This window comes from Streptomyces sp. NPDC002784, assembly GCF_053592135.1.
Genome location: NZ_JBSFVD010000016.1, coordinates 98683 through 115593, shown reverse-complemented (window position 1 = coordinate 115593; position 16911 = coordinate 98683). Strand labels below are relative to the sequence as shown.

Below are 16911 nucleotides of genomic sequence, written 5' to 3'. Positions count from 1 at the left end.
CACCGTCAGGGAGGGCGCGCGGCTCACACGCCCCGCAGGGCGGGCGCCTGCGCCGACGCGCTCTCGAACTCCAGCACCCGCACCTCGTTCTCCCCCTCGCGCAGCACGGGACCCGGCACGAACAGCGCCTCCTGCGGCCCCGCCGCCCAGTACCGGCCGAGATTGCAGCCGTTCACCCACACGAACCCCCGGATCCAGCCCGGCAGTTCCAGCAGCGCGTCCCCGGCACCCCGGACGGTCACCGTGCCCCGGTACAGCCCCGGCGCCCCCGTGCCGTCGAGCTCCCGGAACGGCACGGCCGACACCTCGTCCAGGTCGTCGAGCCGCAGCCCGCGCGCGCGTACGTCGTGCAGATACTGCCGCTCGTGCAGGATCCCCCCGGTGATCCCCTTGGCCTCCCCGCAGCGCGGCCCGTAGTTGACCCGCCCCAGCGACTCCACCCACAGCTCCACGCGCGCGTGCCCGCCGACCGGCTCCGGGAGCCGTTCGTCCTCCTCGGTGAGGACCCCGGCCCGCTGTCCGTCGACGTACACCACCGCGATGTCCCGCAGCCCGCGCGCGGTCAGCGGATACGGCTGCCGCGGCCCCGGCACGCGCACCTCGTAGCGCACCAGCCCCCGGTCCACGTCCAGTTCCTCGAACGTCGGCGGGACGGGCCCGGACACCTCCGCACCGCCCCGGGCCTCCAGTACGGCGTCCAGGGGCGCCCAGCCGGTCAGGCGGGCCGCGGCCGGGGCGGCCAGCCGGGCGGGCGGGGGAGGGGGCTCGGGGAGCGGGCCCTCGGCGTACTCGGCGAGGACCTCGCGGAAGGCCCAGAACTTGGCCGTGGGCCGCCCGGCCTCGTCGATCGGGGCGTCGTAGTCGTAGCTCGTCACGTCCGGCTCCAGCGGCCCGTCGTGCAGCTCGCCGCCGCCCCGGTTGGCGCCCGCCCAGCCCGCGAAGCTGGTGCCGCCGTGCGCCATGTACAGGTTGACCGAGGCCCCGCACTCCAGGATCTCCCGCAGCACCGAGGCGGCGTCCAGCGGATCCCGTACGACGTGCTCGGCGCCCCAGTGGTCGAACCAGCCGCACCAGAACTCCATGCACATCAGCGGACCCCCCGGCCGGTGCCGGCGCAGCGCCTGGAACGCCTCCCGCGCGTGGGAGCCGAAGTTCACCGTGGCCAGGACGCCCGGCACCGAGCCCCCGCTGAGCATGTGGTCCTCCGGGCCGTCCGAGGTGAACAGCGGGACCGTCACCCCCTGCGCGCGCAGCAGCTCGGCCAGCCACGCCAGATAGGCGGCGTCCGAGCCGTAGCTGCCGTACTCGTTCTCGACCTGCACCATGATCACCGGGCCGCCGCGGTCCACCTGCCGGGCCACGACCTCGGGCAGCAGCCGCCCGAACCAGTCCCGCACCGGACGCAGGAAACGCTCGTCACGCGTGCGTGCGTGACCGGGCACCCAGTGCGGCAGCCCGCCGTTCTCCCACTCGGCGCAGATGTACGGGCCCGGCCGCACGATCGCCCACAGCCCCGCCTCCCGGGCCGCGTCCAGGAAGCGGCCGAGCGCGGCCACGTCCCGGAACTCGCCGGGCCGGGGCTCGTGCAGGTTCCAGGGCACGTACGTCTCGACGCAGTTGAGGCCCATCGCCCGCAGCGTCGCCAGCCGGTGGCCCCACTGCTCCTCGTGCACCCGGAAGTAGTGCAGCGCGCCGGACAGCAGCCGCACCGGCCGCCCGTCCAGCAGAAAATCGGTGTCCCCCACCGCGAAGTCGTTCATGCCGCCACCCTCACCCCTGGCGGCGACCGGATCCATGGACAAAGATCGGCGCTGGTTGGACGGAAGAGAACGCGGGAGAGCACGATGTACCACACCTGGATGCGTTTCTTCACGCCCGGCCCCGTCCATCACCGCCTCGGACTGGTCTGCCTCGGCGTCGGCCTCCAGTACGGCGCCCTGCCCACCGTCGGCCCGCGCACCCTGGACCACCATGTCGCCGTCGTCATCAGCGCCGGCCGCGGCTGGTACGAGGGCCCCGACGGCCGCCGTACCACCGTCACCGCGCCCGCGCTGCTGTGGCTCACCCCCGGCGTCCCGCACCACTACGCCCCCGACCCCGCCACCGGCTGGGACGAGGGGTTCGTCGACTTCACCGGGCCCGCGACCGCCACGTACACCGAACTCGGCTGCATCGAACCGGACCGCCCGGTGGTGCCCCTCACGGACGCCGCGGGCCCGCGCGGGGTGATCGCCCGGATCGCGCGTGCCGCCCGCCGCGACAACCCGCTGCTGGAGGTCGAGACCGCGGCCGCCGTCCACGAGCTCCTCGTCGCCCTGCGCCGTGCCCGCGCCGACCTCGCCCCCGACGGCGACCAGGTCCTCAGGGCGCTCGCCCGGGACGCCTGCACCCCGATGACGGTCGCCGAGCACGCCGCCCGGCACGGCATGACCCTGACCGAACTGCGCGCCGCCGTCCGCCGCGGCGCCGGACGCGGCCCCAAGGACTATCTGCTCGGCATCCGCCTGGGCCGCGCCAAGGAACTCCTCGCCGCCACCGACCTGCCCGTCGCGGCCGTCGCCCGGCGCGTCGGATACGACGATCCGGCCTATTTCTCCCGCCTGTTCACCCGCCGCGTCGGCATGCCCCCCGTCCGTTTCCGCACCCAGCAGGGCCGTACCGTCCCCGGCGGCTGGAGCGACCGGGTTCCGGATCCGGACGATCCACCCATGATCGAAGGGCCCGGGGCTTTGTAGGGTGGTCGCCCATGACCACCAGCAACACCGGAACCGGTGACGTCGACCCCGCCGTCCGCGCGGAGCTCGCCCGCCTGCGCGACAGCATCGACAACATCGACGCGGCCGTCGTCCACATGCTCGCCGAGCGCTTCAAGTGCACCCAGCAGGTCGGCCACCTCAAGGCCGCCCACCAGCTGCCGCCCGCCGACCCGGCCCGCGAGGCCCGGCAGATCGCCCGGCTGCGCACGCTCGCCGAGAACGCCAAGCTCGACCCGGCCTTCGCCGAGAAATTCCTGACCTTCATCATCGCCGAGGTGATCAGGCACCACGAGAACATCGCCGGGACCACCGAGAACACGGTCAACGGCGCTGCGCCCACGGCGAACTGACCCTCTCCCCGGGCGACGGGGAGGTGACAGGGCCGCCCGCACGGGGCATGCTGCGCTGTGCACTCGTTGTCAGTCGGCGGGCACGCCCCGTCAGCGTCATGGACACACGCTGGTGGTCCCATGCGGGAGGGACGTCGGACCATGCCGTCGGATGCCAAGATCCTCATCGTCGACGACCATGAGGACACGCTGTACGCGCTGGAGAGCGCCCTGGCCCCGCTGGGCTACCAGCTCAGCCGCGCCACCTCCGGCGACGACGCGCTCAAACAGGTGCTGCGCGGGCAGATCGGGCTGCTCCTGCTGGATGTGCGCATGCCCGGCGTCAGCGGCCTGGACGTGGTGCGCTACCTGCGCCGCCTCGAACAGACCCAGCACATTCCGGTCATATTATTGACCGGCTTCGGCCCGGACCAGGAACTGACGTCGATCGCCTTCGGACTGGGCGTCGCCGACCTGGTGATGAAACCCATCGACCCCTGGGCGTTACGCACCAAGGTCCGCTACCTCTACGACGCCTACCGCCGCCACCGCGCCCTGGAGCAGGAGGTCCGCGACCTGCGCGCGCTGGTCAAGGACCAGGCCGGCACCGGCGCACCCGTCCTGCCCCACCCCGACTCCCGGGTCCCGCCGCAGCGTGACATCTCCGGCGCCCGACCGGCGCAGGACCGGACATAGGCCGCGTACCGATCCGCCTCTGTGCCTTGCCGGTGCCATCAGGCAGCATGGCCTGCATGTCCGTACTGACGCGCGACGAAGCGCAGACCCGTGCCCAGCTCATCGACGTCCGCCGCTACACGATCGAACTCGATCTGACCACGGGCGACGAGACCTTCGACTCCGTCACCGTCATCGGCTTCGCCACGCGCGCCGGCGCGGACACCTTCGTCGAGGTCAAGCCCGCGGAACTGCGCTCGGTCACGCTCGACGGACAGCCGCTGGACCCGCGGACCCTGGACGGCAACCGGCTGCCCCTGAAGAACCTCACCGCCGGAGAGCACGAACTGCGCGTCGAGGCCGCCATGCGCTACTCCCGCACCGGCGAGGGCATGCACCGCTTCACCGACCCCATCGACGGCGAGACCTACGTCTACACCCAGCTGTTCATGGACGACGTGCAGCGCGTCTTCGCCGCCTTCGACCAGCCCGACCTCAAGTCCGTCTTCGAGCTCACCGTCAAGGCCCCCGAAGGCTGGACCGTGCTCGCCAACGGCCGCACCGAGCACACCGACGGCGTCTGGAGGGCCGCGCCCACCCCGCTGATCTCCACCTACCTCGTCGCCGTCGCCGCCGGACCCTGGCACTCGGTCACCACCGAGCACCGCGGACTGCCCTTCGGCCTCCACTGCCGCCGCTCGCTCGCCCCCTACCTCGACGCGGACACCGACGAACTCCTCGACATCACCAAGCAGTGCTACGACCGCTACCACGAGAAGTTCACCGAGCCCTACCCCTTCGACTCCTACGACCAGGCGTTCGTCCCCGAGTTCAACGCCGGCGCCATGGAGAACCCGGGCCTGGTCACCTTCCGCGACGAGTTCGTCTACCGCTCCGCCGTCACCGACACCGAGCGCCAGACCCGCGCCATGGTCATCGCCCACGAGATGGCCCACATGTGGTTCGGCGACCTCGTCACCCTGCGCTGGTGGGACGACATCTGGCTGAACGAGTCCTTCGCCGAGTACATGGGCTACCAGACCCTCACCGAGGCGACCCGTTTCACCGACACCTGGACCGACTTCGGCGTCGTCCGCAAGGGCTGGGGCTACGACGCCGACCAGCGCCCGTCCACCCACCCCGTCGCCCCCGAGGCCGTCGACGACACCGCCTCCGCACTGCTCAACTTCGACGGCATCTCCTACGCCAAGGGCGCCTCCGCACTGCGCCAGCTGGTCGCCTGGCTCGGCGAGAAAGACTTCCTCGCCGGGATCAACACCCACTTCGAACGGCACAAGTTCGCCAACGCCACCCTCGCCGACCTCATCGACTCCCTCGCCGCCCACACCGACCGCGACGTGCACGCCTGGGCCGACGCCTGGCTGCGCACCACCGGCGTCGACACCCTCACCCCGCGCGTGACGCCCGCCACCGACGGCACCTGCACCCTGCGGGTCGAGCACACCGGCAGCCGCCCGCACCACATCGCCGTCGGCCTCTACGACCTCGACGTCGCCGACGAAGGCCGCCACCTGCTGCTGCGCGAACGCCTCGACCTCGACATCCCGCAGAGCGAGCCGCGGCCCATCGGCAAGCGCCCCACGCTCCTGCTGCTCAACGACGGCGACCTCTCCTACGCCAAGGTCCGCTTCGACCCCGACTCCTTCGAAGGCGTCCGTACGGCCCTGTCCGGACTGCCCGAGCCGCTGACCCGCGCGGTCGTCTGGAACGCCCTCAGGGACGCCGTCCGCGACGGTGAACTCCCGGCCGCCGCCTACCTGGACACCGCCCGCACCCACCTCCCGCACGAGACCGACCTCGCCCTCGCCCAGGGCGTCCTCGGCTTCGCCTCCGGCCAGGTCGCCGACCGCTACCTCGCCCCCGAGGAACGCCCCGCCGCCCTGGCCTCCCTCGCCTCCCTGTGCCGCGACCTCATCCGCCGCACCGAGGACGGCGACCACCCCGGCCTGCGCCTGATCGCCGTACGCCACTACATCGACGTCACCGCGCACCCCGAGCCCATCGCGGCCTGGCTCGCCGACGGCACCGTGCCCGGCGGCCCCGAACTCGACCCGGAACTGCGCTGGCGGATCCTGTCCCGGCTCGCCGTCCTCGGCGCCGCCGACGAGAGCGCCATCGCCGCCGAGCTGGAGCGCGACCCGAGCGCCACCGGCCAGGAGGGCGCCGCCCGCTGCCGCGCGGCCCTGCCCGACGCGGCGGCCAAGGCACGCGCGTGGGACGCGATGTTCGCCACCGACGACCTCTCCAACTACCTGTTCACCGCCACCGCCCAGGGCTTCTGGCAGCCCGAACAGGCCGATCTGGTACGGGAGTACGTGCCGCGCTACTACCGGGACGCGGTCGCCGTCGCCGCCCGCCGCGGCCCGGCCATCGCCGATGTCGTCGGCCGCTGGGCGTTCCCGGTGTACGCCGTCGACGGGGAGACGCTGAGCCTGGGCGAGACCTGTCTGCGCGAGGCGGACCCGATCCCGGCGCTGCGCCGCAAGCTGGTGGATCAACTGGACGACCTGGCGAGGGCGTTGCGGGTGCGGCAGATCTAGCGCCCCACGGGCGGCTCCGGCTCCGGCACGTCTTCCCCGCACGGAAGTACCCCCTTTCGGGTTCCGAACCCCGGGCTTTTCGGACACGTCGCGCCATGGGCGTACAAGCTGGTCCCCATGAGCATGCCGCCCCTCGCCTCGGGACCCGAAGGCCCGCCCGCCCTGGGCCCGTTGCTCGACACCGTCCTCGACGCGCTGCGGGACGGCACCCGGGCCCGCGGCGGCCCGCTGCCCACGGGCGGCCCGGAGGCGGTGGCGGCCCGGGTCCGGGAAGCCGTGGGCGACCCGCTGCCGGAGGAGGGCGCCCCGCAAGCCCTGTACGCCCTGGTGCGGGCGGTGGCGGAAGGCTCGGCCGACCCGGCGCACCCCCTGTGCGCGGCCCACCTGCACTGCCCGCCCCTGGCGGTGGCCACCGCGGCCGACCTGGCCGCGAGCGCCCTGAACCCGTCCCTGGACTCCTGGGACCAGGCCCCGGCGGCATCCGCGCTGGAAGCCCTGGTCACCAGGGCACTCGCGGCACTGGTCGCGGGCCCGGGCGGCGCCCCCGCAGACGCCCTGGTCACCACCGGCGGCACCGAGTCCAACCAGCTCGCCCTCCTCCTCGCCCGCGAAGCGCGCCGCGGAATCCGGCTGATCCACGGCGCCAACGCCCACCACTCCCTCCCCCGCGCCGCCTGGCTGCTCGGCCTCCCCGAACCCGTCGTCGTCCCCGCCCCCGCCGGCACCCTCGACCCCGCCGCCCTGGACGAGACCCTCACCCGCCTCCCGGGACCGCACCTCGTGGCCGCCACCGCAGGCACCACCGACGCCGGCCTCATCGACCCCCTCCCCGAGATCGCCGCCCTGTGCGCCCGCCACCACGCCCGCCTCCACATCGACGCGGCCTACGGCGGCGGACTGCTCTTCAGCGACCGGCACCGGCACAAGCTGCGCGGCCTGGACGCCGCCGACACCGTCACCCTCGATCTGCACAAGCTCGGCTGGCAGCCGGTCGCCGCCGGACTCCTCACCGTCCGCGCCCCGCACGACCTCACCGCCCTGCACCAGCACGCCGACTACCTCAACGCCGACGACGACACCGACGCCGGCCTCCCCGACCTCCTCGCCCGCTCCCCGCGCACCACCCGCCGCCCCGACATCCTGAAGATCGCGGTCACCCTCAAGACCCTCGGCCGCACCGGACTGGGCCGCCTGGTCGACCAAGTCTGCGACCGGGCCGCCGAGTTCGCGGACCTCGTCGACCGGCACCCCGGCTTCCAGCTCTACGGACGCCCCACCCTCAGCACGGTCGCCTTCCGGCCCCGCACCGCCTCCGACGACACCGTCGCCGCCGTACGCCGCACCCTCCTCACCGACGGCCGCGCGGTCATCGGCCGGGCCCGCCTCGACGGCCGGCTGTGGCTGAAGGTCACCCTCCTCAATCCCCGCACCAGCCAAGGCGACCTGGCCGCCCTGCTGAACCTCGTGGAAGGAACCACCCCCCGATGAGCCCCACCTCCGACACACCCCGCGACCTGGTCGGCATCGGCATCGGCCCGTTCAACCTCTCCCTCGCCGCCCTCGCCCACCCGCTCGCCGAACTCGACGCCGTCTTCTACGAACAGCGCCCCGCCTTCACCTGGCACCCCGGCCTGCTCATCGAGGGCGCCACCATCCAGGTCCCCTTCCTCGCCGACCTGGTGACCCTCGTCGACCCCGCCAGCCCCTGGACCTTCCTCAACTACCTCAAGAGCCGCGACCGGCTCTTCCCCTTCTACTTCGCCGAGCGCTTCCACATCCAGCGCGCCGAGTACGACGCCTACTGCCGCTGGGTGTCGCAGAACCTGCCCGCCCTGCACTTCGGCCACCAGGTCGACGCCGTCCGCTTCAACCCCGAACGGGACGTGTTCGAGGTCGACTTCACCCAGCTCGACGCCGACGGGGAGGCCGAGGCACTGGGCCGCACCTACACCCGGAACATCGTCCTCGGCATCGGCACCGAGCCGTACGTCCCCGACCCGCTCAAGCCCCTCGTCGAGGCCCCCGGCGTGCCCGTCCACCACGCCGCCGACTACCTCGACCACCGCGCGGAACTGCTCGCCGCCGAACACATCACCGTGGTCGGCTCCGGCCAGTCCGGCGCCGAGATCTTCCTCGACCTGCTGCGCGCCCGCCCCGCGGGCCGCGAGCGGCTGCACTGGATCGGCCGCAGCACGGCCTTCGCACCCATGGAGTACTCCAAACTCGGCCTGGAGCACTTCACGCCCGACTACACCCGCTACTTCCACGCGCTCGGCGAACCCGCCCGCGACCGGCTCCTCACCTCGCAGTGGCAGCTCCACCGGGGCATCGACGCCGGCACCCTCGCCGCCATCCACGACGAGCTCTACCGCCGTACGCTGGACGGCGGCTGGCCCGACACCGTGCTCACCCCGGGCGTGCGGGTGCGCACCGCGGGCCGGATCGCCACCACCAAGATCGAACTGCACCTGGAACACACCGAGCAGCACACCCGCGACCGCCTCACCACCGACGCCGTCGTCCTCGCCACCGGCTACCGCGAACGCCCCCTCGACCGCATCCTCGCCGGACTCGACCCCTACCTGCGCCGCGACAGCCGCGAACGCCCGCGCGTGGACCAGCAGTTCCGGCTCGTGCTCGACCCCTCCGTCACCGGCTCCGGCTGCAACATCTACGTCCAGAACGCCGAACGCCACACCCACGGCGTCGGCACCCCCGACCTCGGCCTCGCCGCCTGGCGCAGCGCGACCGTCCTCAACTCCCTGACCGGCAAGGAGACCTACCCTCTGCCCGGCCGCACCGCCTTCACCACCTTCGGCCTGGACGCACAGCAGCCCCAGATCCCCTCCGCACGCCGGCCGCAGGCACTGACGCCGCTGCGGGACGGGATCTGAGGCCGCATCACCTCAAGGTCAGAACACCGGCGTGCCGTCCCGCGTGAGCCGCCAGTCCACCGACGCGAAGTCCTTCGGGTCCAGCACCCCCTTCGCCGTGACCCACTCGGCGATCCGGGTGCGGATCTCCGTCGACTCCGACCACACCTCCGGAGCCGAGGCCACATGCGGGAACGCGCCGCCGCCATTGGCCCGGTAGTTGTTCACCGCGAACACGAACCGCTGCGCGTCGTCCAGCGCCGCACCGCCGTAGGTCAGGTTCCTGATCCGCGACCCGGCCGGCTGGGCGATGTCGATGTCGTACGACAGACCCGACACGTAGTCGTAGTTGTAGTCCGGACGGTTGTCCGCGTTGGTCAGCTTGTCGACGTCCACGGCCGCACCCGCCGCCGTCCGCACGAAGTACTCCGCCGAGTACTCCAGGTACGCCTTGAGCTGCGCGCCCGTCATCACCTTGGCGACCAGCGTGTTGTCGTACACGTACAGGCTCGACAGGTCCCGGATGGTCACCTGGCCCGCCGGGATCGCCGAGGTGCGGGAGAACGGCGACGCCTGCGCGAGCACCGGCAGCGAGGCGTGCTCGGTGCCCGCCAGCGCGGCCCTGACCACGTCCTCCTGCACCTTGGTGATCAGATCGATGATCGGGGCGTCCCGGTAGCGGGCGTCCACCGTGGTCAGCGTCTCGGTGGCGGTGCCGACGACCTGGTTGACGTACGCCACCACCTTGTCGTGCTCGTCGTCGAGCAGCCGGGTGATCTCCGGGTCGTCGGCGACCGTCCTGGAGTCCCGCACGCTCGCCGCGACCGACTCGACCGTCCAGCGGCCCTTGTCGAGGACCAGCTCGATGTCGAACAGCGACAGCCGCTGCGCGTAGCACAGCGGCTCCGACAGGATCACCGTCCTGCCGGTCTGCTCGTTCGTCACCTTCAACTCGACGATCTCCGTGTGCGCGTGGCCCACCAGGATCGCGTCGATGCCCGGCACCTTCTGGGCGACCAGCGCGGCCGAGTTCTCGATGTACGGCAGCTGGTCACCGTAGGACGAGGTGCCCGAGGAACCGGAGTGCGCCGAGACGACCACCACGTCCGCGCCCATCGAGCGCAGCTTCGGCACCCACTTCGCCGCCTGCTCCTCCAGACCGGGGAAGGTCATCCGGCCCTGCACATGAGCCTTGTCCCAGATCGCGATGCCCGGGTTGGTCAGCCCCAGCACCGCCACCTTGACCGGCGGGGCACCCTTCACCCGGAACGTCTTCATGAAGTACGGCGGGAAGGCGGGCTTGAGGGTCTTGGCGTCCAGCGCGTTGGCGCCGAGCAGGGGGAAGTCGCACTGCTCCTCGAACTTGCGCAGCGTCTCGATGCCGTAGTTGAACTCGTGGTTGCCCAACGCCACCGCGTCGTACCCGATGGCGTTCATCGCCTGCGCCATCGGGTGCACCGGACCGCCCTCGGCGGTGATCGGCTCGACCTTGGCGTAGTAGTACGTCAGCGGGGTGCCCTGGATGGTGTCGCCGGCGTCCAGCAGCAGCGTGTTGCGGCGGCCCTTCTCCTCGCGGACCTGCTCGACCAGGGTGGCGATCCGGGCCAGGCCCTTGGCGTTGCCCCTGGCGTCGGTGTACTCCGCGTCCTTGAAGTAGTCCCAGTTGAAGATGTTGCCGTGCAGATCGGTCGTGCCCATCACCGTCAGCGAGTACCGCTTGGCGGGCCGGGGCCCCTTCCTTTCCCCGGCGGCCCCGGCCGCGGGCGCCGCCGCACCGGCCAGCGCGACCCCCGCTCCGGTCACGGCCGACTTCTTCAGGAACTTCCGACGGTTCAGGGGCATGTCGCGGTTCTCCTCGGGATGGTCCATGACGCGCGTAGATCCCGGGCGTGACAGCGGACCGACGCGCGTAGATTCTGTCCCGGACAGGGCGACCCGCAACAGGTCCGCGAGATTGCGATCTGATGACCCGAGCTGTGAGCCGGCTGTCCGCACCCGGCCAAGCGGTGACACAGTGGGGCGTATGACCACCCCCACCGCCCTGCCCTACGGCACCCCCGACGCCCCCCGCATCGCCGTACGCGGCGAGGCCCACCTCGAAGTCGACCCCGAGATCGGCCGGATCGGCATCACCGTCGCCTCCCGGGGCCGGGACCGCCGCACCGCCCTGGAGGACCTCACCCGGCGCAACGCCACCGCCCTGGACCTGGTCAAGTCCTACGGCGACGCGGTGGAACGGCTGGAGAGCGGCGCCTTCTCGGTCCGGCCCGAGCTGACCAAGCACGGCCGCGGCGAGCGCGTCCGCACCTACCACGGCACCGTCCATCTCACCGCCGAACTCACCGACTTCACCGCGCTGGGAGAACTCGCCACCCGCCTCGCCGACCTCGAACTCACCCGCGTCGACGGCCCCTGGTGGGACCTGCGCCCCGACTCGCCCGCCCACCGCCGGGCCCGCGAGCAGGCCGTCCGCGAGGCGGTCCAGCGGGCCCGCGAATACGCCGAGGCACTCGGCACCTCACTCGCGGCGCTGGTGGAACTCGCCGACATCGGCGCCGAGGACGGCGGACCCCGCCCGATGGCCGCCGCCGGACGGATGCGGTCCATGGCCTTCGCGGAGGCCGCCGAGGACACGGTGGCCGCCCTCGACCTGGAACCCCAGCGCCAGCACGTCCACGCCGAGGTCAACGCCCGGTTCACCATGCGACCGCCGACGTTGTGAGCGAAATCCCCCGGAATTCGCTCATCAGAGCGCCCCGTCGCACAATTCAACACTTGTCAATAGCCCTTCACGAAAAGGTTGTTGAGTAGTCATGCGGGGCCAATTCGCTACCCGTCGGTAAGCAATAGGCTCGAAACATGCGCCGAGCGAAGATCGTTTGTACTCTGGGGCCCGCCACGGACTCGTACGACCAGATCAAGGAACTGGTCGAGGCCGGAATGGACGTCGCCCGCTTCAACCTCAGCCACGGCGGATACGCCGAACACGAGGAGCGCTACCACCGCGTACGCAAGGCCTCCGACGAGACCGGCCGCAGCGTCGGCCTCCTCGCCGACCTTCAAGGCCCGAAGATCCGCCTCGGCCGCTTCACCGAAGGACCCGTACTCCTTGAACGCGGCGACACCTTCACCATCACCGTGGAAGCCGGCGCCCAGGGCGACCGCGAACACTGCGGCACCACCTACACCGGCCTGGCCGCCGACGTCACCCCCGGCGAGCGCATCCTCGTCGACGACGGCAAGGTCTGCCTGGAGGTCACCGCCGTCGACGGCCCCCGCGTCCGCACCACCGTGATCGAAGGCGGCATGGTCTCCGACAACAAGGGCCTCAACCTGCCCGGCGTCGCCGTCTCCGTCCCCGCCCTCTCCGAGAAGGACGAGGCCGACCTCCGCTGGGCGCTGCGCACCGGCTTCGACGTCATCGCCCTGTCCTTCGTCCGCTCCGGCCGCGACATCGAGGACGTCCACCGCATCATGGACGAGGAGGGCCGCCGCCTCCCCGTCATCGCCAAGGTCGAGAAGCCGCAGGCCGTCGAGGCCATCGACGACATCGTCGCCGCCTTCGACGGCATCATGGTCGCGCGCGGCGACCTCGGCGTCGAAATGCCCCTCGAACAGGTCCCGATCGTCCAGAAGCGCGCCATCAAACTGGCCAAGCGCAACGCCAAGCCGGTCATCGTCGCCACCCAGATGCTCGACTCGATGATCGACAACTCCCGCCCGACCCGCGCGGAAGCCTCCGACGTGGCCAACGCCGTCATCGACGGCACGGACGCGGTGATGCTCTCCGGCGAGACGAGCGTCGGCAAGTACCCGATCGGAACCGTCCGCACCATGGCGAAGATCGTCGAAGCGGCCGAGGAAGACCTCCTCGCCAAGGGCCTGCCCCCACTGACGGACCGCAACAAGCCCCGCACCCAGGGCGGAGCGGTCGCCCGGGCGGCAGCCGAGATGGGCGACTTCCTCGGCGCCAAGTACCTCGTCGCCTTCACCCAGTCCGGCGACACCGCCCGCCGCCTCAGCCGCTACCGCTCCCCGATCCCGCTGCTCGCCTTCACCCCGGAACAGTCCACGCGCTCGCAGCTGAACCTGACGTGGGGCGTGGAGACCTTCCTCGGCCCGCACGTCGAATCCACCGACGCGATGGTCGAGCAGGTGGACGAGCTGCTCCTGAAGTACGGCCGCTGCCAGAAGGGCGACACGGTCGTCATCACGGCAGGCTCGCCCCCCGGAGTCTCCGGCACCACGAACCTGGTCCGCGTCCACCACATCGGCGAGGACGACAGCCCCAAGTAGGCCCGCTTGTTCAGTGCTTGGGTCCGACGTGGGCGTCCATGAGGGCTACGGAGGCTTTGCGGGCGACGGAGATGTTGTACGGGTTGCCGTGACGGGTGCAGTGCGTCCACTCGACGCCGAGGGCGTCCAGGGTGTCGGTGTAGAGCCGTCGGATGTCGTCGGACACGTTGGTGAAGAAGTACCGCGGATACTCATAGCGCTTGCGCTCGCCACCGACCATCCGGGTCGTCCAGTTGGTGATACGGCAACCGTCGGAGTGGATGAGCCCGCGGACGAATTCCCAGGGGTGAGCGTCGACGATCTCCTGTTGCCAGGGTTCGAGGATGATGCGGCGTTCGTGCTTCCTGCCGGGGCCGTGCTGAGGGAAGAGGCAGTGGAGGTGCTTCGAGTAGACCTTCACGTTCCGGCAGCCGGTTCTGCGGACGCGGCAGACGGAGTTGTCCGGGAATACCGCGCGCATGGGCTCGCTCGCACTCGTCCATGAGGCCTGTCCATGACTCGGCGCAGGTGATCATGAGATTCGGGACGTGGTGCTCGGAGTAGTGGCTGATGTGGCCGTCGCCGAGGTACAGGCCGAGTAGGTAGCTGTATGCCTCTTGGTCGAGGTCCCGCCCGTCGCAGCGCGGGCACTTCGGGTCGTGTTTTCCGGGACACTCGCCGTGTTTGGCTCGGTCCATGTGCTTCCAGTAGCCCACGGTTCCCAGTGGGACGTTGAAGCGCCGCGCGACGTCTGCGTTTTTCATGCCGGTGCGCAACAGCGTGACCGCCCTTTGTCGCACATCAGTCCCGTGAAAGTGCATGCGGCCACTTTGTGCCACTCGTAGTGACCATGTGCAGCAAAGAGCGGATGTTCACGAGAACGTGAGCATCCGCCCGGGGTCTGAGGTGCCGGGTGCGGGATTCGAACCCGCAAGCCCTCTCAGGCAGAGGTGTTTGAGACCTCCGTGTATACCGTTCCACCAACCCGGCTGGTAGCTGGCTGCCCGGGAAGTGTACCGGGTCATCATGCGCGCTCGCAGCTAGGTAGGCTCTAGGGGCAGCCCCCAGCCTGCCGAAACAAGGAGCGCCCCCGTGACCGCCCCCGAGTCGCCCCAGCCCGTAGACGCGCCCGACGACGACAAGTCGCACGTGCCTCCGCTGACGACCCGTGTCGTCATCGCCGAGGACGAGGCGCTGATTCGGCTCGATCTCAAAGAGATGCTCGAAGAAGAGGGGTATTCCGTCGTCGGTGAGGCGGGCGACGGGGAGCAGGCGATCGAGCTGGCCCGGGAGCACAAGCCCGATCTGGTGATCCTCGACGTGAAGATGCCCAAGCTCGACGGGATCTCCGCCGCGGAGAAGATCGCCGAGGAGAGCATCGCCCCGGTGCTGATGCTCACCGCGTTCTCGCAGCGCGACCTCGTCGAGCGGGCGCGGGACGCCGGGGCGATGGCGTATCTGGTGAAGCCGTTCAGCAAGAGTGATGTCGTACCGGCGATCGAGATGGCCGTGTCGCGGTTCACCGAGTTGAAGGAGTTGGAGAAGGAGGTCGCGGACCTCACCCAGCGGCTGGAGACGCGCAAGCTGGTGGACCGGGCGAAGTCGGTGCTGCAGACGGAGTACGGCCTGAGCGAGCCCGCCGCTTTCCGGTGGATCCAGAAGACGTCGATGGACCGGCGGATGTCGATGCAGCAGGTCGCCGAGGCCGTCATCCAGGACGCCGCGGAGAAGAAGGCGGCCAAGGGCTAGTCCAAGAAGCGTGTACGACGAAGGCCCGCACCCCCCGCCGGGGGTGCGGGCCTTCGTCGTAGGGGATCAGTCCTCGCCGAGGTAGGCCTTGCGGACCGACTCGTCGTGGAGGAGGTCCTGGCCGGTGCCGGACAGGACGATGTTGCCGACCTCCATGACGTGGCCCTGGTCGGCGAGCGAGAGCGCCGCCTGGGCGTTCTGCTCGACCAGCAGGATCGTGGTGCCCTGGGACTTCAGCTCGGCGATCGTCGCCATGATCTTCTGCATCATGATCGGCGACAGGCCCATGGAGGGCTCGTCGAGCATCAGCAGCTTCGGCTGGGACATCAGGGCGCGGCCCATGGCCAGCATCTGCTGCTCACCGCCGGAGAGGGTGCCCGCGGCCTGCTTGCGACGTTCGCCGAGGATCGGGAAGAGGTCGTAGGCGCGCTGGATGTCCTTCTCGATGCCTGGCTTGTCATTGCGCAGGAAGGCGCCGAGGCGGAGGTTGTCCTCGATGGTCATGCGGGGGAAGATGTGCCGCCCCTCGGGGGAGTGGGCGAGTCCCAGCGAGACGATCTGGTGGGCGGGGTACTTCTTCAGCGACTTGCCGTTGAACTTGATCTGGCCGCCGACCGGCTTGAGCAGGCCGGAGAGGGTGCGCAGGGTGGTGGTCTTGCCGGCGCCGTTGGTGCCGATGAGGGTGACGACCTGGCCTGCGTCGACGGTGAAGGAGATGCCCTTGACGGCTTCGATCTTGCCGTAGGCGACCCGGAGGTCTTCCACTTCGAGGAGTGCGGTCATCGGTCGTTCTCCTTGCCGGGCGCGGCGTCCGTCGTGGCGTCGGCCTGTGTCTCTGCGGCCTCGACTTCGGCGGCCTCGTCGGCGCCGGGGGCGCTTTCGAAGGGTTCGCCGAGGTAGGCGGCGACCACGCGTTCGTCGCCCTGGACGGTGGCGCTGTCGCCTTCGACGAGCTTTTCGCCCTGGACGAGGACGGCGACGCGGTCGCAGAGGTTGAAGATGAACCGCATGTCGTGCTCGATGACGAGGACGGCGATGCCCTTGTCCCGGATGGCGAAGACGAGTTCCTCGGTGGCCCGGGTTTCCTGGGGGTTCATGCCCGCGGTGGGTTCGTCGAGGAGGAGCAGGCTCGGTTCGCTGGCCAGCGCTCGCGCGATTTCGAGCTTGCGCTGTTCGCCGTAGGGCAGGTTGCGGGCGAGGTGCTCGGACTTGGCGGCGAGGCCGACGAACTCCAGGAGTTCCATGGCGCGGGCGCGGGAGGCGGCTTCGGCCTTGTGGAAGCCGGGGCCGCGCAGCAGGGCGGACCAGAGGCCTTCCTTGGTGCGGGTGTGACGGCCGACGAGGACGTTCTCCAGAACGGTCATGTTGGCGAAGAGCCGGATGTTCTGGAAGGTCCGGGCGATGCCGGCGGCCGTGACCTTGAAGGACTTGGGCGGCAGGACGGTGCCCCGGTGGCGGACCTCTCCCTCGGTGGGGATGTAGAGGCCGGTGAGGCAGTTGAAGAAGGTGGTCTTGCCGGCGCCGTTGGGGCCGATGAGCCCGACGATCTCGCCGCTGTTGACGGTGAGGTCGACGTTGCGTACGGCGGTGAGGCCGCCGAAGCGCATCGTGACGCCGCGTGCGTCGAGGACGGGGGTGCCGGGGGTGGCGGCGTCCGGGGTGTTCTGGGTGGTGGTGTCGGTAGTCATGGTGG

The 16911-nt window shown here is 70.8% G+C and carries 13 protein-coding genes, 1 tRNA gene and 1 pseudogene; 9 read left to right on the top strand and 6 right to left on the bottom strand.

Features of this window, described 5'->3' with window-relative positions; translation table 11 throughout:
• Positions 1-23: 23 nt before the first annotated feature.
• Complete coding sequence (locus tag ACWD1Z_RS25380) at positions 24-1760, bottom strand: glycoside hydrolase family 35 protein (RefSeq protein WP_451121877.1); 1737 nt, start codon at positions 1758-1760, stop codon at positions 24-26.
• 84 nt (positions 1761-1844) lie between these two features.
• On the opposite strand from ACWD1Z_RS25380, the gene ACWD1Z_RS25375 reads away from it, so the two are divergent.
• The 6 genes from ACWD1Z_RS25375 to ACWD1Z_RS25350 all read left to right on the top strand — a co-directional run bounded on the left by ACWD1Z_RS25375 (position 1845) and on the right by ACWD1Z_RS25350 (position 9215).
• Positions 1845-2735 carry a helix-turn-helix domain-containing protein gene (locus tag ACWD1Z_RS25375; protein WP_451121876.1) on the top strand — a complete coding sequence of 297 codons (891 nt, stop codon included), beginning with the start codon at positions 1845-1847 and terminating at the stop codon, positions 2733-2735.
• A gap of 11 nt (positions 2736-2746) precedes the next feature.
• On the top strand, positions 2747-3106 hold the full coding sequence (locus tag ACWD1Z_RS25370; RefSeq protein ID WP_451121875.1) for a chorismate mutase: 360 nt from the start codon (positions 2747-2749) through the stop codon (positions 3104-3106).
• Between the two features lie 141 nt (positions 3107-3247).
• The gene (locus tag ACWD1Z_RS25365) at positions 3248-3781 is read left to right on the top strand and encodes a response regulator (protein WP_451121874.1); all 534 of its coding nucleotides are present in this window, start codon (positions 3248-3250) and stop codon (positions 3779-3781) included.
• Between the two features lie 56 nt (positions 3782-3837).
• Positions 3838-6321 (top strand): aminopeptidase N, encoded by a 2484-nt coding sequence (gene pepN / locus ACWD1Z_RS25360; RefSeq protein WP_451121873.1) that lies wholly within the window; start codon positions 3838-3840, stop codon positions 6319-6321.
• A gap of 117 nt (positions 6322-6438) precedes the next feature.
• Positions 6439-7809 carry a pyridoxal phosphate-dependent decarboxylase family protein gene (locus ACWD1Z_RS25355; protein WP_451121872.1) on the top strand — a complete coding sequence of 457 codons (1371 nt, stop codon included), beginning with the start codon at positions 6439-6441 and terminating at the stop codon, positions 7807-7809.
• A complete protein-coding gene (locus tag ACWD1Z_RS25350; protein WP_451121871.1) occupies positions 7806-9215 on the top strand; it encodes a lysine N(6)-hydroxylase/L-ornithine N(5)-oxygenase family protein in 1410 nt (469 codons plus the stop codon). The genes ACWD1Z_RS25355 and ACWD1Z_RS25350 overlap by 4 nt, the downstream gene beginning before the upstream one ends.
• Positions 9216-9233: 18 nt before the next feature.
• Here the strand turns inward: ACWD1Z_RS25350 and ACWD1Z_RS25345 are convergent, their stop codons facing one another.
• A complete protein-coding gene (locus tag ACWD1Z_RS25345) occupies positions 9234-11036 on the bottom strand; it encodes a bifunctional metallophosphatase/5'-nucleotidase (RefSeq protein ID WP_451121870.1) in 1803 nt (600 codons plus the stop codon).
• Positions 11037-11217: 181 nt separating this feature from the next.
• On the opposite strand from ACWD1Z_RS25345, the gene ACWD1Z_RS25340 reads away from it, so the two are divergent.
• Positions 11218-11916 (top strand): SIMPL domain-containing protein, encoded by a 699-nt coding sequence (locus ACWD1Z_RS25340; RefSeq protein WP_451121869.1) that lies wholly within the window; start codon positions 11218-11220, stop codon positions 11914-11916.
• A 137-nt stretch (positions 11917-12053) separates the two neighbouring features.
• Positions 12054-13490 (top strand): pyruvate kinase, encoded by a 1437-nt coding sequence (pyk, locus tag ACWD1Z_RS25335; protein WP_451121868.1) that lies wholly within the window; start codon positions 12054-12056, stop codon positions 13488-13490.
• Between the two features lie 10 nt (positions 13491-13500).
• Here the strand turns inward: pyk and ACWD1Z_RS25330 are convergent.
• Together ACWD1Z_RS25330 and ACWD1Z_RS25325 are read right to left on the bottom strand one after the other, a co-directional pair.
• Positions 13501-14290 (bottom strand): annotated as a pseudogene (locus tag ACWD1Z_RS25330) (helix-turn-helix domain-containing protein).
• A gap of 86 nt (positions 14291-14376) precedes the next feature.
• Positions 14377-14459: transfer RNA gene (locus ACWD1Z_RS25325), tRNA-Leu, on the bottom strand.
• A 102-nt stretch (positions 14460-14561) separates the two neighbouring features.
• On the opposite strand from ACWD1Z_RS25325, the gene ACWD1Z_RS25320 reads away from it, so the two are divergent.
• Positions 14562-15218 carry an ANTAR domain-containing response regulator gene (locus ACWD1Z_RS25320; protein ID WP_451121867.1) on the top strand — a complete coding sequence of 219 codons (657 nt, stop codon included), beginning with the start codon at positions 14562-14564 and terminating at the stop codon, positions 15216-15218.
• A gap of 66 nt (positions 15219-15284) precedes the next feature.
• Here the strand turns inward: ACWD1Z_RS25320 and ACWD1Z_RS25315 are convergent, their stop codons facing one another.
• Both ACWD1Z_RS25315 and ACWD1Z_RS25310 read right to left on the bottom strand, forming a co-directional pair.
• Positions 15285-16001 carry an ABC transporter ATP-binding protein gene (locus ACWD1Z_RS25315; RefSeq protein WP_389418637.1) on the bottom strand — a complete coding sequence of 239 codons (717 nt, stop codon included), beginning with the start codon at positions 15999-16001 and terminating at the stop codon, positions 15285-15287.
• Positions 15998-16906, bottom strand: a complete 909-nt coding sequence (locus ACWD1Z_RS25310; protein ID WP_451121866.1) for an ABC transporter ATP-binding protein — start codon at positions 16904-16906, stop codon at positions 15998-16000. Before ACWD1Z_RS25310 ends, ACWD1Z_RS25315 begins: the two co-directional genes overlap by 4 nt.
• Positions 16907-16911: the final 5 nt, after the last annotated feature.